Origin of the sequence: Novilysobacter antarcticus, assembly GCF_019802285.1 — a bacterium.
In the GTDB taxonomy this organism is placed as follows: domain Bacteria; phylum Pseudomonadota; class Gammaproteobacteria; order Xanthomonadales; family Xanthomonadaceae; genus Novilysobacter; species Novilysobacter antarcticus.
On the sequence record NZ_JAIEUJ010000003.1, the window covers coordinates 37206 to 55499 of the forward strand.

Below are 18294 nucleotides of genomic sequence, written 5' to 3' on the forward strand. Positions count from 1 at the left end.
GCACATGCGCTACCAGATTGACCTCATCATGCGGCGCGCGGAGGGCGCGCTGGCCCGGGTGATCGGCACCGCCGAACGCCGCGGCTTCCAGCCCATCGACGTCGACGGCGGGCTCCAGTCCGACGGCGAGCACTGGCACCTGCGCATGAACGTGGAAGGCCAGCGCTCGGGCGAGGGTTTGCAGGCCCAGCTGCGCAAGCTGCACGATTGCCTCGCGGTGGAGGTCTCCCCATGTCGCTGACCGACGCCGCCGGCAACCCGGTGCTGCAATTGTGGTTTGACGGCGAGCTGGTCCGGGCCGATGCGCCGCTGGCGCCGCTGACCACGCATGCCCTGCATTACGGCAGCGGCGTGTTTGAGGGCATCCGCAGCTACGAAACCGCCGATGGCGGCTCGGCCGTGTTCCGCCTGCCCGAACACATGGAGCGGATGCGCAAGGGCTGTGAGCTGCTGGGGATCGACTTCGACGTCCAGCGCGCCACCGATGCGACCTTGCAGGTGCTGCGCGCAAACCGCCAGAGCGCGGCCTACATCCGGCCCCTGGCCTGGTGCGGCACCGGCTCGATCGGCCTGGACGTGGCGCCGCTGAGCAAGCACCTGATGGTCGCCACCTTCGGCACCGTGGTGCACCTGTCGGGCAGCGCGGTGAAGCTGGGCGTGTCGTCGTGGCGGCGCAATCCGGCTACCTCGCTGCCGCCACTGAAGCTGTGCGGGGCGTACGTCAACTCGATCCTGGCCAAGCACGAGGCCAAGACCCGCGGCTTCGACGAGGCCCTGTTTGTCGACGAGGCGGGCATGGTCGTGGAGTGCACCGGGGCCAACGTGTTCATGCTCAATGGCGACAAGCTGACCGCTGTGGAGCACGCCGACGCCCTGCCCGGCATCACCCGCGACACGGTGATCGCGTTGACCGGTGCCGAGTCTCGCGCGGTCCCGCTGGCCGAGCTGATGGAGGCCGACGAGGTCTTCGTCTGCGGCACCGCGGCGGAAGTGACGCCTATCAACATCCTCAACGAGCACCGCTTCGCATCCGACAAACGCGGCCGGGAAATCGCCCAGCTGTACCGCGACGTGGTCACCGGCGTGGACACCAGTCACCGCGCGTGGCTGACGGATGTAGGCCTGCCCCGTGACTGAGGCAATGGCCCTTGCAGGTGTGAATGCTTCCGCCGTGCTGGCGGCGCAGGCGCGGTTGCGGCCCTACCTGGCCGCAACGCCCCTGCACTATGCCGAACGCTTCGGCTGCTGGTTGAAGCTGGAAAACCTGCAGCGCACGGGTTCCTACAAGGTGCGTGGGGCAATGAACGCGTTGCTGGCGATGCGCGAGCGCGGCGATCAGCGTCCGGTGATCGCCGCGTCGGCCGGCAACCATGCGCAGGGGCTGGCCTGGGCCGGCTACCGGCTGCGGGTGCCGGTCATCGCAGTCATGCCCAACAACGCGCCGCAGACCAAGATCGCCGGTGTCGCCCACTGGAGCGCCACCGTCCGCCTGCATGGCGACACCTATGACGAGGCCAAGGCCTTCGCCGCCGAGCTGGCCGAGCAGAACGACTACCGCCTGCTGTCGGCCTTCGACGATCCCGACGTGATCGCCGGCCAGGGCACCGTTGGCCTGGAGATGGCCGCGCTGGCACCTGACGTCGTGCTGGTGCCGATCGGTGGCGGCGGGCTGGCCTCCGGCGTGGCGCTGGCGCTGAAGTCGCAGGGCGTGCGCATCGTCGGCGCCCAGGTCGAAGGCGTGGACTCGATGGCGCGCGCGCTGCGCGGCGACTTCGAGCTGCGCGAGAGTGCCGCCACCCTCGCCGACGGCGTCCGGGTCAAGGAGCCGGGCCTGCTTACCCGCCAACTGCTGGCCGAGCTGCTGGACGACATCGTCATTGTGCGCGAGGCCGAGCTGCGCGAGACGCTGGTCCGGCTCGCGCTGGAAGAGCACGTCATCGCCGAAGGTGCCGGCGCGCTGGCCCTGGCCGCCGGCCGCCGGGTCGCCGGGCGGCGCAAATGCGCGGTCGTGTCGGGCGGCAACATCGACGCCAGCGTGCTGGCCCAACTGCTCTCCGAGGTCCGCCCGCGCGCACCGCGCCGCCCACGTCGTCGCAGCCGCGACATCGCGCCGCCCACCCATACCCCTGCGGTACGCCCCCTTTCCCCTGCCAGCACGGCCTCCGCGCCGTCCCGCCCCGTGGACGAACCCACGGCAGCGCCCACTCCCGAGGTAGTTCCAGCATGAGCACCCACGAACCCGACGTAGTCATTACCAAACCTGTAGCGGCCGAGCACGTACGCATCTTCGACACCAGCCTGCGCGATGGCGAACAGTCCCCCGGCTGCAGCATGACCGCGCCGCAGAAGCTGCGTTTTGCCCACGCGCTTGCCGATCTCGGCGTGGACGTGATCGAGGTCGGCTTCCCGGCCAGCTCGGAGGCGGAAGTCGAGGCCACCCGGCGGATCGTGCGGGAAGTGCGGGGCTCGACCCTGGCGGCACTCGCGCGATGCCACGCCGGCGACATCCAAGCCAGCGTACGCGCCCTGGAAGGTGCCGAAGACGCGCGCATGCATGTGTTCCTGTCCACCAGCCCGCTGCATCGCGAACACAAACTGGGCCTGAGCAAGGAGCAGGTGATCGAGCGCGCGGTGATGGGCGTGGAAATGGCAAGGCGCTACTTCGACGACGTCGAGTTCTCCGCCGAGGATGCCCTGCGCACCGAGCCCGAGTTCCTGGTCGAGGTCTGCAGCGCGGCCATCGCCGCCGGCGCGACCACGCTGAACATTCCCGACACGGTCGGCTACACCACGCCGGCGGAAATCCGCGCGCTGTTCGAGTACCTGCGCGCCAACGTGCGTGACGCGGAGCGCGCGGTGTTCAGCGCCCACTGCCACAACGACCTGGGACTGGCGGTCGCCAACAGCCTGGCGGCGATCGAGGGCGGGGCGCGGCAGGTCGAGTGCACGGTCAACGGCATCGGTGAGCGTGCCGGCAACTGCGCGCTGGAAGAGCTGGTGATGGCGCTGAACGTGCGCCGCAGCTACTTCAACGCGACCACCCGCATCGATACGCGCCGGCTGGTGCCGACCTCGCGCCTGCTGTCGCGGATCACCGGCATGCACGTGCAGCGCAACAAGGCGATCGTCGGCCAGAACGCGTTTGCCCACGAGTCCGGCATCCACCAGCACGGCATGCTCAAGCACCGCGGCACCTACGAGATCATGCGTCCGCAGGACGTGGGCTGGGAGGAGTCGCAGATGGTGATGGGCCGCCACAGCGGCCGCGCCGCCCTGAGCGACCGGCTGCAGACCCTGGGCCTGGCGGTCGACGACACCCGCCTGAACGAGGTCTTCGAAGCGTTCAAGGTGCTGGCCGAGAAGAAGCGCGAGGTCTTCGACGCTGACCTGGAGACGCTGGTGCTGGGTACCGATGCATCGGTGCGACGCGGCTTCCGGCTGCTGCGGGTGCACTCCTCCACCGGGGTCGGTGACGGCTGGCTGCCGACCGCCAGCGTGCGCCTGACCAAGCCGTGCGGCGCGGTCGCCGAAGAGGCGGCCGTCGGCGACGGACCCGTGCATGCGTTGTTTGCCGCACTGTCGCGGGCTACGGAGATCCCGCTGGAGATCGACAGCTTCCAGATCTCCAGCATCACTGCAGGCGATGACGCCCAGGGCCAGGCCAGCGTCGTGGCGACCCTGGACGGCGTCGAGCACACCGGCTCGGGCACCAGCACCGATATCCTGGAAGCCTCCGCGCTGGCGTGGCTGGACATCGCCAACCGCATCCACCGTGCCGGCAGCGGCGCGCCGCGCACCCTGTTCGACAAGCTGTGGGACAGCCATCTGGTCAGCCCGGAGAGCGAGGCCTCGCCCGCTGTCCTGTACATCGACCTGCACCTGATCCACGAGGTCACCACGCCGCAGGCGTTCACCGAGCTGGATGCGCGCGGATTGAAGGTACGCCGCCCGGAGCTGACCAAGGGCACGCTGGACCACTCCACCCCGACCCTGCCGCGCAACGCGGACGGCAGCCTGCCCTACGCGACGCCCGAAGCCGAGAAGCAGGTCGCGACCCTGCGCGACAATGCGGCGCGCCACGGCATCGAACTGTTCGATTTCGACAGCGACCATCGCGGCATCGTCCACGTGATCGGACCCGAACTGGGCCTGACCCAGCCTGGCATGACGGTGGTCTGCGGCGACAGCCACACCGCCACCCACGGCGCGTTCGGCGCGCTGGCGTTCGGCATCGGCACCAGTGAGGTCGGCCACGTGCTGGCTACCCAGTGCCTGCTGCAACGCAAGCCGCGCACGCTGGCGATCACCATCGACGGCCAGCTGGGCCCGTCGGTCACCGCCAAGGACCTGATCCTGCACGTGATCGGGGTCATCGGCGTCAACGGCGGCACCGGCCACGTGATCGAGTACCGCGGCAGCGCCATCCAGGGCCTATCGATGGATGAGCGGATGACGGTATGCAACATGTCGATTGAAGCCGGCGCCCGCGCGGGCCTGATCGCTCCCGATGAAACCACCTTCGCATACCTGCGCGGCAAGCCGCGCGCGCCGCAGGGCGAGGCGTTCGAACAGGCCGTCGCGCGCTGGCGCCAGCTGCGCAGCGACGAGGGCGCGCGCTTCGACCGTGAGGTCCGGATCGATGCGGCCGACATCCGGCCCACCGTGACCTGGGGCACGCACCCCGGCCAGGTGACCGCGATCGATATGCCACTGCCGCCCTCGGGCAGCGTTGACGACACCAAGGCGCTGGCCTACATGGGTTTCACCGGTGGCCAGCCGCTGGCAGGACAGCCGGTGGACGTGGTGTTCATCGGCAGTTGCACCAACTCGCGTCTGGACGACCTGCGCCAAGCGGCGGGGATCCTGCGCGGCCGCAAGGTGCACCCCCGCGTGCGCATGCTGGTGGTACCCGGTTCGGTGCAGATCAAGCGCGACGCCGAGGCCGAGGGGATCGACCGGATCGTCCTGGACGCCGGCGCCGAGTGGCGCGAGCCGGGATGCTCGATGTGCATCGCGATGAACGGTGATCTGGTCGCTCCGGGGCAACTGGCGGTGTCCACCAGCAACCGCAACTTCGAAGGCCGCCAGGGCCAGGGGGCACGCACCGTGCTCGCCTCTCCGCTGACCGCCGCGGTCTGCGCCGTGCGCGGGGAGATCACCGACCCGGTCGCGTTCCTGCGTGAGCAGAACCCGTCCCCACCGGCAGTGGATGCACAACCCCGCACCATCGCCGCGGAGGCAACGCCATGAGCGCCATCACCGAACTGCGCTCGCGCACCGTTGTCCTGCGCGAACGCAACATCGATACCGACCAGATCATCCCCGCGCGCTTCCTCACCACCACCGAGCGCAAGGGTCTGGGCCGGTTCGCCTTCCATGACTGGCGGCAGCGCGCCGACGGCACGCCGGACCCGGCATTTCCCTTCAATGACCCGGCCAACCGCGATGCGCAGATCCTGGTTGCAGGCCGCAACTTCGGCTGCGGCTCATCGCGCGAGCACGCGCCGTGGGCCCTGCTCGACCTCGGCCTGCGGGCGGTGATCAGCGCCCAGATCGCCGACATCTTCCGCAGCAACGCGCTCAAGAACGGCCTGCTGGCGATTGTCCTGCCCGACGCGGTGGTTGATGAGCTGCTCGCCCAGCCCGGCATCGAGCTGCACATCGACGTGGCGCGCGGCACCGTCCGCCTGCCGGACGGGCGGGAGTTCGAGTTCCCGCTGGATGAATTCGCCCGCACCTGCCTGCTGGAAGGCGTCGACCAGCTCGGCTACCTGCTCAAGCAAGAACCCGCCATCGCTCGCTACGAGGAACAGAACCATGCACGCTGACATTGTTGTCCTGCCCGGCGACGGGATCGGCCCGGAAGTCACCGCCGCCGCGGTGCAGGCACTGCGCGCGGTCGAGTCCGCCTACGGGCACCGCTTCAGCTTCCACGAGCATTTGATCGGCGGCTCCGCGATCGACGCCACCGGTGAGGCCTTGCCGCAGAGCTCGCTGGATGCGTGCCGCACCGCCGACGCGGTACTGCTGGGCGCCGTGGGCGGACCGAAGTGGTCCGATCCCAAAGCGAGCGTTCGCCCCGAGCAGGGCCTGCTGGCGCTGCGCAAGGCGCTGGGGCTGTACGCCAACCTGCGCCCGGTCAAACCGCACCCGGCCGCGCTGGGCGCCTCGCCGATCAAGCCACACCTGCTCAACGGCGTGGATCTGGTCGTGGTGCGCGAGCTCACCGGCGGCATCTATTTCGGCCAGAAACAGCGCACCGCCGACAGCGCCAGCGACCTGTGCGAGTACAGCGTCGGCGAAGTCGAGCGCGTCGTCCGCCGCGCCGCCGAACTGGCCCGCCAGCGCCGCGGCCACCTGACCTCGGTGGACAAGGCCAACGTGCTGGAAACCTCGCGGCTGTGGCGCGAAGTGGCCACCCGCGTGGTCGCCGAGGAGTTTCCCGATGTCACCCTGGAGCACCAGCTGGTGGACTCCATGGCCATGCACCTGCTGTCGCGGCCGCGCGAGTACGACGTGATCGTGACCGAGAACATGTTTGGCGACATCCTCACCGACGAGGCCTCGATGCTGGCCGGTTCGATGGGCCTGCTGCCCTCCGCGTCCCTCGGTGACGAAGGTGCTGGCCTGTACGAGCCGATCCACGGCTCGGCGCCGGACATCGCCGGGCGCGGCATCGCCAACCCGTATGCGGCGATACTCAGTGCGGCGATGCTGCTGCGCCACTCGCTCGGCCTGGACGACGAGGCGGACTGCGTGGAGCAGGCGGTATCGCAGGCACTGGACGCAGGCGCCTTCACCGCCGACATCAACGGCACCAGCGCTGCGATCGGCACACAGGCCGCCACAGCGGCGGTACTGGAGCACCTGCAGGTCCGCTGTTACGCCGTTTGCATGCGCGACTGAACCGCAAGCCCCGCCCTCCCCCACGCAGACCAACAGGATTCCCGAATGCCCTCCCCCCTTGCCCCGCCGCGCACCGATCCGGGGCAGCCCCTCGTACCCGGCCTCAAGCCGGTCCACGTGCACAAGTTCGGGGGCAGCAGCCTTGCCGACGCCGCCCACTACCAGCGCGTGGCCGCCCTCCTCGACAGACTGGATGCGGCGGCACCCGGCCTTCAGTTCGTCGTCGTCTCGGCAATGCACGGCGTCACCGACACCCTGATCGCCCTGGCCGATGCCAGCATGTCCGGTACGGACTGGAAGCCCGCCTTCATGGCACTTCGCCAGCGCCATCTGGACGCGGCCGATGTGCTGGATGCCGACGCCACGCATGGCCTCCACGCCTGGCTGGAAGCGCAGTTCGCCGCGCTGGGCGACACGCTGACGGCGATGGCGGCCGGACAGGCGCGCAGCGAGGCCGACATCGCAGGCGTGCATGGTCTGGGCGAGGTCTGCTCCTCGCGGCTGTTGCAGGTCGCGCTGGGTGGCGCCGATGCCGGCTGGGGCCGCCTGGACGCGCGCGACGTGCTGGTCGCCAACCCCGGCGAGCTGGGTGTCACCGTGGACTGGGAGGCCAGCCAGGCGCGCCTTGCGCAATGGTCGGAGCGCCAGGACTACTGCGCGCGTGGCCGCGTCATCACCGGCTTTGTCGCCCGCGATGGCGACGGCGCGAACACCACGCTGGGCCGCAATGGCAGCGACTATTCGGCAGCCGCGTTCGGACGACTGCTGAATGCCACCGAGCTCACCATCTGGACCGACGTGGATGGGGTGCTCAGCGCCGACCCGCGACTGGTACCCGATGCGGTGTGCCTGGATTCGATGTCCTACGCCGAGGCCAACGAGCTGTCCTATTTCGGCGCCAGCGTGCTGCACCCCCGCACCATGGCCCCGGCACTGCAGGCCGGACTGGCGATACGGATCCGCAACACCCGCAACCCCGACGCAAAAGGCACGGTGATCAGCCTGGAGTCCGCCCCGGCCGCCTCGCCGGTGAAAGGCCTCAGCCTGGTGGAGCGAATGGCGTTGCTGGAACTCAGCGGCGCGGGCCTTATCGGGGTGCCGGGCACCGCCGAGCGGATGTTCGCCGCCCTGCACGCCGCCGGCGTTTCGGTGACGATGATCTCGCAGGGTTCCAGTGAGCATTCGATCTGCTGCGTGGTGCGCGAGGCGCAGGCCGCCCAGGCGCGCGAGGCGGTCGCCAGTGCCTTCGCCGATGCCATCGAGGAGGGGCTGGTCGCCGGCGTGGACGTGACCCCGGGAATCGCCATCCTCGCAGCCGTGGGCGACGGCATGGTCGGTTCCCCCGGTGTTGCCGCACGGCTGTTTGACGGCCTGGCAAAGGCCCGCGTCAACATCCGGGCGATCGCCCAGGGCGCGAGTGAGCGCAACATCTCTGTGGCGCTGGACGCCGCCGACGCCGTGCGCGGTCTGCGCGCCGTGCATTCGGCGTTCTGGCTGTCACCGCAAACACTCTCCATTGGCCTCATCGGGCCTGGCAAGGTCGGGCGCGCGCTGCTTGGCCAGCTGTCCGAATCACTGCAGCGTCTCGCCGGCGACGGCCAGCGCGGCATCGACCTGCGGCTGCGCGCGATCGCCAACAGCCGCCGCATGAGCCTGGCGCCGCGCAACCTGCCGCCGCAGGAGGCATTGGCAGCTCTGGAAGCGGGCGAAGCCCTGGATCTGGATGCGTTCGCGCACCATGTACGCGCCAGCCATCTGCCGCACGCACTGATCGTGGACTGCAGCGGCAGCGATGCCATCGCCGATTACTACCCACAGTGGCTCGCCGCCGGCATCCACGTCGTCACCCCGAGCAAGCACGCCGGCAGCGGCGATCTGGCCCGCTACCGGGCGATCCGCGCCGCCACCCGCCACGGCGGCCGCTTCCTCTACGAAGCCACGGTCGGTGCCGGTCTGCCGGTCATCATGACCCTGCGCAACCAGCTCGACACCGGCGATGAACTGACCGCCTTCGAGGGAGTGCTCTCCGGCACGCTGGCGTGGCTGTTCAACCGCTTTGATGGCAGCGTGCCGTTCTCCGCACTGGTGCGCGAGGCGCGCGAGCTGGGCTATACGGAACCGGACCCTCGCGACGACCTCTCGGGCATCGATGTCGCGCGCAAGCTGGTGATCCTCGCCCGAGAGGCCGGCCGCATGCTGTCGCTGGAGGATGTCGACATCGAAAACCTGGTGCCGCCGGCCCTGCACAACGTGCCGCTGGAAGAATTCCTCGCCCGGCTTGAGGAGCTGGACGCACCGCTGCAGGCGCGTCTGGACGAGGCGCTGGCCAGCGGTGGGGCATTGCGCTACCTCGCCCGCATGGACAACGAAGGTCGCGCCAGCGTCGCGCTGGTGGTGCCGCCGACGGGACACGCCAGCCTGTACAGCCGCCTGACCGACAACCTGATCCAGTTCCACACCCGTCGATACACCGACAACCCGCTGGTGGTCCAGGGCCCCGGCGCCGGCCCGGAGGTCACCGCTGCCGGCGTATTCGGCGACGTGCTCGCGATTGCGCAAGCACTCGGGGCAAGGCTGTGAGCGCGGTGCTGGGCACCTCCGCCCAACGTCCGCGTTCGCCCGCCCGCGAGGGTGCGACGGCGTTCGCGCCGGCCTCCGTGGGCAACATCGGCGTGGGGTTCGACCTGCTCGGCCACAGCATCGAGGGGCCGGGCGACCGCGCCTTCGTGCGTCGGATCGACGCCCCCACGGTGACCATCACCGGCATCGACGGCGACAGCGACGGCGCAGCGCAGCTGCCGCGCGAGGCGGAGCGCAACACCGCCGGTCGCGCGCTGATGGAGTTGCGTGCGCAACATGGCATCGCGCACGGCTTCGAGCTGCGCCTGCACAAGGGCATCCCGCTGGGTTCGGGTCTTGGCGGCTCGGCGGCCTCCTGCGTGGCGGCGCTGGTGGCGGCCAATGCGGTGCTCGACCAGCCGCTGACCCGCGACCAGCTGTATCCGCTGGCCCTGCTGGGTGAGTCGGTGGCCAGCGGCAGCGTGCACGGCGACAACGTCGCACCGATGCTGTTTGGCGGTGTCGTGTTGGCAACGCCGACCCGGGCCATTCCACTGTCGGCACCGCCGTTGGTGTGTGCGGTGGTGCATCCGCACCATGTGCTTGAGACCAGGCTCGCACGCGAGGCGTTGTCGGCCCCCTACCCGCTGCGGCAGGTGGTCCAGCACAGCGAGCACCTGGCGCTGTTCCTGACCGGTCTGGCGCGTGGTGACCTCGCCCTGATCGCTGAAGGCTTGCGCGACGTGCTGGTCGAACCCCGCCGCGCATCTCTGGTCCCGGGGTTTGCCGAGGTCAAGGCCGCCGCACTGGCCCATGGCGCACTGGGCGCCAGCATCTCCGGCGCTGGTCCCAGCGTGTTCGGCTGGTTCACCAGTGCGGCGCAGGCGCAGATCGCCGCGGCGGCGATGCAGGCGGCTTTTGCCGACGTCGGCCTCGACAGCGACGTGCATATCTCGCCGGTCAACGGCCCCCGCGCGGAGCTGGTGGCATGAAGTTCGCCAGCACCCGCGGACAGGCGCCACAGGTCGGCATCGACGACGCACTTGCCGCCGGTCTGGCCCCGGATGGCGGCCTGTATGTGCCGGTGACCATCCCGCAGGTCACCATCACACATGCCGGCGCCACGCTGGCGGACACCGCGGCGGTCCTGCTCGCGCCCTACTTCGAAGGCTCGCGGCTGGCCGCACAGCTGCCCGACATGTGCCGGTCCGCGTTCGACTTCCCGGTCCCGCTGCGACCACTGAAACAGTCCGGCGATTATTTGCTGGAGCTGTTCCACGGCCCGACCGCCGCGTTCAAGGACATCGGCGCGCGCTTCCTCGCCGAGGCGCTGTCGCGATTGCGCGCGCCCGACGCTCCGCCGACGACCATCCTGGTCGCGACGTCCGGCGATACCGGCGCCGCGGTCGGTGCAGCCTTCCATCGCCGTGAAGGCTTCCAGGTGGTGATCCTGTATCCCGATGGCCGCGTATCGCCGCGTCAGGCCCACGGTCTGGGCTGCTTCGGTGACAACGTGCAGGTGCTGCGCGTGGACGGCACCTTCGATGACTGCCAACGACTGGTGAAGCAGGCGCTGACGGATGCCTCGCTGCGTGAGACGGCCGTGCTGGGTTCGGCCAACAGCATCAGTCTGGGCCGCTTGCTGCCGCAGATGGCGTACTACGCGCACGCCTCGCTGCAGTTCCGCGCCGAGCACGGCGAACCGCTCAACTTCGTCATCCCCACCGGCAACCTCGGCAACGCCCTCGCCGCGTGGCTGGCCCGCAGCATGGGCCTGCCGATCGGCGAGATTGTGCTGGCCAGCAACGCCAACGACGTGTTGCCACGCTACTTCGCCGGCGCCGATTACCAGCCGCAGCCCGGCAAGGCGACGATCGCCAACGCGATGGATGTCGGCGCACCGAGCAACTTCGAGCGCCTGCGCTGGTGGCATGACGATGACGCCGCTGTGCGCGCATCAATGCAGGCCTGCAGCGTCGACGATGACCAGATCCGGCAGGCGATCAGCGCGGCGCCGGACCGCCACGGCGTGGTTCCCTGCCCGCACACCGCGATCGGCCTCCATGCGCTGGAGGGACTGCGTGCGAAGGGCGACCGGCGTCCGTGGGCGGTCGTCGCAACCGCGCATCCGGCCAAGTTCGAGACCGTGGTCGAACCGCTGGTCGGTCACGTGGTTGCGCCGCCACCGGCGCTCGCCACCGCGCTGGCGCGTCCAGCCTCGGCCGAGCCGCTCGGACTCGACTACGCCGCGTTCCGTGACGGCCTGAGCGCACACACTGCGACCGCGTGAACGATGGAAGGAGCTTGCCGGCGACAACCACCTGTCGCCGGCAAGCGGCCACCGCGCGGCATGGCAACCCCGAGCCAAACCGGCTAGCGTGGCTGGATGAAACTTTTCCCTATCGCCTTCCCCGCGGCGCTTGCCGTCGCCCTCGCCGCCTGCAGTCAGCCGGCCACAGAAACCATCAGTGACGCCGAAGTCACGGCGACCGCGTCAACGACCGCCGATCCCCAGCAAGTCTTCTTTCAACACCTCACCGCACTGTGCGGACAGGCCTTTGAAGGCCGTGTGCTGACCGACCGCCCCGAAGCCGCCGCAGGGCCGGATCCGTTCCGCGACCAGCCCCTGACGATGCATGTCCGCGACTGCAGCGAGCAGGAGATTCGCATCCCCTTCCACGTCGGCGACGACCGCTCGCGCACCTGGGTGCTTACCCGCACCGCCGACGGCCTGCGCCTGAAGCACGACCACCGTCTGCAGGACGGCAGCGACGACCCGGTGACCATGTATGGCGGCGATACCGCAAACGCGGGCAGCGCGAACCGGCAGGAATTTCCGGTCGATGCGTTCTCGCAGGCGATGTTCACCCGCGAGGGCATGGACGTGTCCAACAGCAACGTGTGGGCGATTGAGATCGAGCCGGAGCAGAGCTTCGTCTACGAACTGGCCCGCACCGACCAGGACCGCCTGTTCCGGGTCGGCTTCGACCTGACCAAACCGGTTGCCGCTCCGCCGGCGCCGTGGGGCGCGGAAGATGCGGTCGATGCCGGTGACGCGGAGGAAATCCGGGCAGCTGAAGGCTAGCCGAGGAGTCGGGGGTGAATGCCCTTGCGGCGAATGTCCCCCGGCACCGGTGAAACCGGTGCCTCCTCCTTTACTTCGCCCCAAGGGCATCCACCCCCGGCGTTCCAGCCTGGCGGGTGGATGTAGAAGCGCAAACCCGCCAGCACAAGCGTGACCTGTATGTCTTCGGGGCGAAATAAAGGAGGAGACTCCCGCCGCAGGCGGGAGCCGGGGGACATTCGCCCGGAAGACGTGCAGGTCGCGCCCCCGACGGTCGGTCAAAGTCAGTCCAGCGATCGCGCAATGCCTTCCCGCGCCCCCGAGTCGGGCGAGGAACCCACAAAAAAGGCCACCCGAAGGTGGCCTTTTTCAATCAAGCATGACGCGTGGCTTACTTCGCCAGGCGCTTGGCAATCGCCGCGCCCAAATCACCAGGCGACTTGACCGTGGTCACGCCCGCCTTCTCCATCGCGGCGAACTTGCCTTCGGCGGTGCCCTGACCGCCGGAGGCGATCGCACCGGCGTGGCCCATGCGCTTGCCTTCCGGGGCGCTGGCGCCGGCGATGAAGCCAACGACCGGCTTGGTCACGTACTGGGCGATGAACTCGGCAGCCTCTTCCTCGGCGCTGCCGCCGATCTCACCGACCATGATGATGCCTTCGGTCTGCTCATCGTCCTGGAAAAGCTTCAGGCAGTCGATGAAGTCCAGACCGTGAATCGGGTCACCACCGATACCGATTACGGTGGACTGGCCCAGGCCCGCGTCGGTGGTCTGCTTGACCGCCTCGTAGGTCAGGGTGCCGGAGCGGCTGACGATGCCGATCTTGCCCACGGTGTGGATGTGGCCGGGCATGATGCCGATCTTGCACTCGCCGGGGGTGATCACGCCGGGGCAGTTCGGCCCGATCAGGACCACGTCCTCGAAATCATTGAGCACGTTCTTGACCCGCAGCATGTCCAGCACCGGGATACCTTCGGTGATGCACACGATGACGGTGATGCCCGCATCGGCGGCTTCCAGGATCGCGTCGGCGGCAAACGCCGGCGGGACGTAGATGACCGAGGCGTTGGCGCCGGTCTGCTCGACCGCATCGGCGACCGTGTTGAAGACCGGCAGGTTCAGGTGCGTGGTGCCGCCCTTGCCCGGAGTCACCCCGCCGACAACCTTCGTGCCGTAATCGAGCATCTGCTCGGCGTGGAAGGTGCCCTGCGAGCCGGTGAAGCCCTGCACGATCACCTTGGTGTCTTTGTTGATCAAAACGCTCATTTATATTGAATCCTGGTGATGTGGATCAGGCGGCAACGGCGGCAACGGCCTTGCGGGCGCCATCGTTGATGTCGTCGGCGGACGTGATCGCCAGGCCGGAGTTCTTCAGCAACTCCTTGCCCGCATCCACGTTGGTGCCTTCCAGGCGCACGATCACCGGCACCTTGACGTCCACTTCCTTGACCGCGGCGATGATGCCCTCGGCGATCATGTCGCAGCGCACGATGCCGCCGAAGATGTTCACGAAGATCGCCTTCACCTTGTCGCTGGACAGGATCAGCTTGAACGCCTCGGTCACGCGCTCCTTGGTGGCGCCGCCGCCCACGTCGAGGAAGTTCGCCGGCTCGCCGCCTTCCAGCTTGATCACGTCCATGGTCGCCATCGCCAGGCCTGCGCCGTTGACCATGCAGCCGATGTTGCCGTCCATGGTCACGTAGTTGAGGTCATGCTGGCTGGCCTTGACCTCGGTCTCGTCTTCCTGGCGGATGTCACGCATGCCGGCCAGGTCGGGATGACGGTAGGTCGCGTTGTCGTCGGAGTTGATCTTGCCGTCCAGCACCGCGAGGTCGCCATTGGTCAGGATCGCCAGCGGGTTCAGCTCGACGAGCGCCAGGTCCTTCTCGTGGAACAGCTTGAACAGGCCGGTCATGATCTTGGTCAACTGGTTGACCTGCTTGGCCGTCAGGCCCATGTCGAAGCCCAGCGCGCGACACTGGTAGGGCTGCAGGCCTTCCACGTAGTTCACGTGGATGGTCTTGATCGCCTCCGGCTTCTCGGCGGCGACCTGCTCGATGTCCATGCCGCCTTCGGCGGAGGCGATGAAGGTCACCGTCTGGGTGCTGCGGTCGACCAGGACCGAGAGGTACAGCTCCTTGTCGATGTCGGTGCCTTCGCAGATCAGCACCGAGTCGATCGGCAGCGCGACCCCCGCGGTCTGGTAGGTCTCCATCGACGTACCGAGCATCGCCTTGGTGTACTGCTTGACCTCGTCATAGGACTTGGCAAGCTTGACGCCGCCGGCCTTGCCGCGGCCCCCGGCGTGGATCTGTGCCTTCACCACCCACAGGTCGCCGGGGATGGACTTGGCGGCTTCGACCGCTTCTTCAGGAGTGCGCGCGATGCGCCCGGCCGGCACGGCAATGCCGTAGTCGGCAAACAGCTGCTTTGCCTGGTATTCGTGAAAATTCATGCGTCACCGAGGGGAGTGGAAGACATCCCTCGCTGGCGCAGCCGGAAACGGCTCGGGAGCGAGGGGCCCGCTATTGTGGCTGATCGCGCCGCCCCCCGCAAAATCCGGGCTGGCCGACATCGCAACACGCATGCCTATACTCGTGCGAATCAACACTCAAGGATGAAACGCGTGTCGCCAGCCCTCGCCGTCCAAGCCAACGACGACGCCGACAGCGCACTGCGCCGCGAACTCTACTTCTTCACCCTGTACCGCCTGCTGGAAGGCTCGCTGCTGGTGCTGGTCCTGTTCGGGCCGGTGGCGGAGATGCTCGAGGCGCCCCGGCACGACCTGATGGCGCGGGTGGTCGCACTGTCGTACCTGTTCCTGGGCGCCGTCCTGTTTGCGTTCGGCCGTCGCGGGGAACTGCGCGGACAGGCTTTTGCGGGCATCTGTTGCGACCTCCTGTTCGGGATCCTGGCCATCCACGCCATTCCGGTCGCCGGCACCGGCATCGCCCTGATGCTGTTGTTCAACGTCGGCGCCGCGGCTCTGCTGCTGCCTCCGCGGTTGGGCCTTGGTGCGGCCATGGTGGCCGTGGCCGCGATCGTCGGTGAGCACTTCTGGTCAGCGCTGCTGGAGGAAAGCGAGCGCGCGATCACCGAGCCCTTGATGTTCTCGGTCGGGTATCTCGCCGTTGCGACCACCACCAGCATCCTGGGCCGGCAGATGCGCGACAGCTACGAACTGGCCGAGACGCGTGGGGTACAGACCGCCCACCTCACCGAGGTCAACGAATTGATCATCCGGCGCCTGCGCACCGGCGTGCTGCTGGTGGATGGCCAGAACCGGGTGCAGCTGGCCAACGAGGCGGCCCTGCTGCTGCTGGGCGAAGCCGGCGACGGCCATCGCGATCTGGCGTTGGCGCTGCCGGAGCTCTCCCGCCGCCTCGCGGCCTGGCGCGAGTCGGGCGTCGTCGACGATACGCCGCTGCAGGTGGCCACCGACCAGCACGACGTGATCCCACGGTTCACCCGCCTGCTGGCCGGTAGCGACCAGACGCTGGTCTTCCTGGATGACACCTCGCTGCTGTCGCGCCGCGCCGAATCCATGACGCTGGCCACGCTGGGACGCTTTTCGGCCAGCCTGGCGCACGAGATCCGCAACCCACTGGCGGCGATCAACTACGCCGTGCAGCTGTTGGAGGAGTCCGAAGAGATTGCCGTCTCCGACCGCCGCCTGCTGGAGATCATCCGCCAGCAGGGCCAGCGCATGAACGGCATCGTCGAGAACGTTCTGGGATTGGCGCGGCGCGAACCCGCCTCACCCGATTACGTGGATCTGGTCGCGCTGGTGAACCGATTCGTCAACGAGTACCGCGCCGGCCATCCGTTGGAAAACGACACGCTGGTGGCCACGGCGGAGCGGCCCGAGGTGCAGGCGCTGGTCGATCCGCGCCACCTGCTGCAGGTGCTGACCGTGCTGGTGCACAACGCGCTGACCTACGGCCGCATGCCGGGCGAGCCCGCGCGGGTGACCGTGCACGTCCACCAGGATGATCGCAGGCATCCGATCATCGATGTCACCGACCGCGGACCGGGGATTCCCGAACGGGTCGCCCATCAGCTGTTCCAGCCATTTTTCACCACCTCCGGCCACGGCACCGGGCTGGGCCTGTACATCGCACGCGAACTGATCCTTGCCAACCAGGCGTCCTTGGACTTCATCCCCCTGCCCGCCGGGGGCAGCTGTTTCCGGATCCGCTTGTCCTCCACTGCCTCCATACGTCGTGATCGCTTAAGCTAGCCTTCATGATCGGAGGACGGGATGGCTGAGACACGCAGCGCTTTGGTAGTCGATGACGAGCGGGACATCCGCGAGTTGCTGGTGATGACCCTGGGCCGCATGGGATTGCGATGCGATACCGCGTCCAGCCTGGGCGACGCGCGCGCGCAACTGGCCCGCAACCGCTATGACCTGTGCTTGACTGACATGCGCCTCCCCGACGGCTCTGGCATCGATCTGATCGCCGAGATCACCGAGAAGTTTCCCGAAACCCCCGTGGCGATGATTACCGCCTTCGGTAACGTGGATGCCGCCGTCGATGCGCTCAAGGCCGGCGCCTTCGATTTTGTCGCCAAGCCGGTCGAGCTGTCGGTGTTGCGTGACCTGGTCCGCCATGCGCTGGACCTGAAGGAGAAGCCCGCGCTACGTGCCAACCCGGAAAACGTTGCCACCCGCCTGTACGGCGAATCGCCCGCGATGCAGCAGCTGCGCGAGACCATCACCAAGGTGGCGCGGAGTCAGGCGCCGGTGTATATCGCCGGCGAGTCGGGCGTGGGCAAGGAACTGGTCGCCCGCACGATCCACGCCGAGGGAAGCCGCGGTTCCGGTCCGTTCGTCCCGGTCAACTGCGGCGCGATCCCCAGCGAACTGATGGAAAGCGAGTTCTTCGGCCACAAGAAGGGCAGCTTCACCGGGGCCCACGCCGACAAGCCGGGCCTGTTCCACAGCGCTGACGGCGGCACGCTGTTCCTGGACGAGGTTGCCGAGCTGCCGCTGCCGATGCAGGTCAAGCTGCTGCGCGCGATCCAGGAGAAATCCATCAAGCCGGTGGGCGCCAACGCGGAGACGATGGTGGATGTACGCATCCTTTCCGCAACGCACAAGGACCTGGCCGGCCTGGTCGCCGAAGGCCGCTTCCGCCAGGACCTCTACTACCGCATCAATGTGATCGAGTTGCGCGTGCCGCCGCTGCGCGAGCGCCTCTCCGACCTGCCCGGCCTGTGCGCCAAGATCCTCCAGCGCCTGGCCTCCGACCTGGGTCGCGAGCCGCCGGCGCTTTCCGCCGAGGCCATGGATGCGCTTGGCCAGTACGCCTTCCCGGGCAACGTGCGCGAGTTGGAGAACATCCTCGAGCGCGCCATGGCCATGGCCGACGGTGACCGGCTCGAGGTGCATGATCTGCACCTGCCACAGGCCACCGCGGCCCACGCTGCCGCCCACGGCGCACCCCGGCCGGCCCCGCGCGAACCCGGCGCCGCCCCATTGCAGCCGCCCGCATCGGGCGCCCAGACGCCGCAGGCGGCCGCAGCCGCGGCGGGAATCGACCCGCGCACGATCGATCCGCGCGACACCGCGACCAGTGCGTTGCCCTCCTACATCGAAGAGATCGAGCGGGCAGCGATCCAGCACGCGTTGCAGGAAAACCGTTACAACAAGACCCGCACGGCGGCATCGCTGGGCATCACCTTCCGCGCCTTGCGCTACAAGTTGAAGAAACTGGGCATCGACTGACCTGCGCGCCCGGAGCCGACGCCGCCAGTGGCT

At 68.5% G+C, this 18294-nt stretch carries 14 protein-coding genes; 12 read left to right on the forward strand and 2 right to left on the reverse strand.

Annotated elements, in window-relative coordinates; all coding sequences use genetic code 11:
- Positions 1 to 4 precede the first annotated feature (4 nt).
- From KZ491_RS09225 to KZ491_RS09270, 10 genes are all read left to right on the forward strand, one after another.
- A complete protein-coding gene (locus tag KZ491_RS09225) occupies positions 5 to 241 on the forward strand; it encodes an ACT domain-containing protein (protein ID WP_222565601.1) in 237 nt (78 codons plus the stop codon).
- On the forward strand, positions 232 to 1137 hold the full coding sequence (locus KZ491_RS09230) for an aminotransferase class IV (RefSeq protein ID WP_222565602.1): 906 nt from the start codon (positions 232 to 234) through the stop codon (positions 1135 to 1137). Before KZ491_RS09225 ends, KZ491_RS09230 begins: the two co-directional genes overlap by 10 nt.
- Positions 1138 to 1141: 4 nt before the next feature.
- The gene (locus KZ491_RS09235; RefSeq protein WP_222565603.1) at positions 1142 to 2227 is read left to right on the forward strand and encodes a threonine dehydratase; all 1086 of its coding nucleotides are present in this window, start codon (positions 1142 to 1144) and stop codon (positions 2225 to 2227) included.
- Entirely contained in the window at positions 2224 to 5250 is a 3027-nt protein-coding gene (locus KZ491_RS12975; RefSeq protein WP_222565604.1) for a 2-isopropylmalate synthase, read from the forward strand. Before KZ491_RS09235 ends, KZ491_RS12975 begins: the two co-directional genes overlap by 4 nt.
- On the forward strand, positions 5247 to 5828 hold the full coding sequence (leuD, locus tag KZ491_RS09245) for a 3-isopropylmalate dehydratase small subunit (RefSeq protein WP_043957751.1): 582 nt from the start codon (positions 5247 to 5249) through the stop codon (positions 5826 to 5828). The genes KZ491_RS12975 and leuD overlap by 4 nt, the downstream gene beginning before the upstream one ends.
- Complete coding sequence (leuB, locus tag KZ491_RS09250) at positions 5818 to 6906, forward strand: 3-isopropylmalate dehydrogenase (protein ID WP_222565605.1); 1089 nt, start codon at positions 5818 to 5820, stop codon at positions 6904 to 6906. Before leuD ends, leuB begins: the two co-directional genes overlap by 11 nt.
- Before the next feature lie 45 nt (positions 6907 to 6951).
- A complete protein-coding gene (gene thrA, locus KZ491_RS09255) occupies positions 6952 to 9486 on the forward strand; it encodes a bifunctional aspartate kinase/homoserine dehydrogenase I (RefSeq protein WP_222565606.1) in 2535 nt (844 codons plus the stop codon).
- A complete protein-coding gene (locus KZ491_RS09260; RefSeq protein WP_222565607.1) occupies positions 9483 to 10457 on the forward strand; it encodes a homoserine kinase in 975 nt (324 codons plus the stop codon). The genes thrA and KZ491_RS09260 overlap by 4 nt, the downstream gene beginning before the upstream one ends.
- Complete coding sequence (thrC, locus tag KZ491_RS09265) at positions 10454 to 11755, forward strand: threonine synthase (RefSeq protein ID WP_222565608.1); 1302 nt, start codon at positions 10454 to 10456, stop codon at positions 11753 to 11755. Before KZ491_RS09260 ends, thrC begins: the two co-directional genes overlap by 4 nt.
- Before the next feature lie 96 nt (positions 11756 to 11851).
- Positions 11852 to 12550: a hypothetical protein gene (locus KZ491_RS09270; RefSeq protein ID WP_222565609.1), complete on the forward strand. Its 699-nt coding sequence runs from the start codon at positions 11852 to 11854 to the stop codon at positions 12548 to 12550.
- Positions 12551 to 12920: 370 nt separating this feature from the next.
- On the opposite strand, the gene sucD is transcribed toward KZ491_RS09270, so the two are convergent.
- Both sucD and sucC read right to left on the reverse strand, forming a co-directional pair.
- On the reverse strand, positions 12921 to 13796 hold the full coding sequence (sucD, locus tag KZ491_RS09275; protein WP_222565610.1) for a succinate--CoA ligase subunit alpha: 876 nt from the start codon (positions 13794 to 13796) through the stop codon (positions 12921 to 12923).
- 25 nt (positions 13797 to 13821) lie between these two features.
- The gene (gene sucC, locus KZ491_RS09280; RefSeq protein ID WP_222565611.1) at positions 13822 to 14985 is read right to left on the reverse strand and encodes an ADP-forming succinate--CoA ligase subunit beta; all 1164 of its coding nucleotides are present in this window, start codon (positions 14983 to 14985) and stop codon (positions 13822 to 13824) included.
- 171 nt (positions 14986 to 15156) lie between these two features.
- Here sucC and KZ491_RS09285 point away from each other — a divergent pair, with 171 nt between their 5' ends.
- The gene (locus KZ491_RS09285; protein WP_343225593.1) at positions 15157 to 16770 is read left to right on the forward strand and encodes a sensor histidine kinase; all 1614 of its coding nucleotides are present in this window, start codon (positions 15157 to 15159) and stop codon (positions 16768 to 16770) included.
- A gap of 21 nt (positions 16771 to 16791) precedes the next feature.
- Positions 16792 to 18261, forward strand: a complete 1470-nt coding sequence (locus KZ491_RS09290) for a sigma-54-dependent transcriptional regulator (RefSeq protein ID WP_222565613.1) — start codon at positions 16792 to 16794, stop codon at positions 18259 to 18261.
- Positions 18262 to 18294 lie beyond the last annotated feature (33 nt).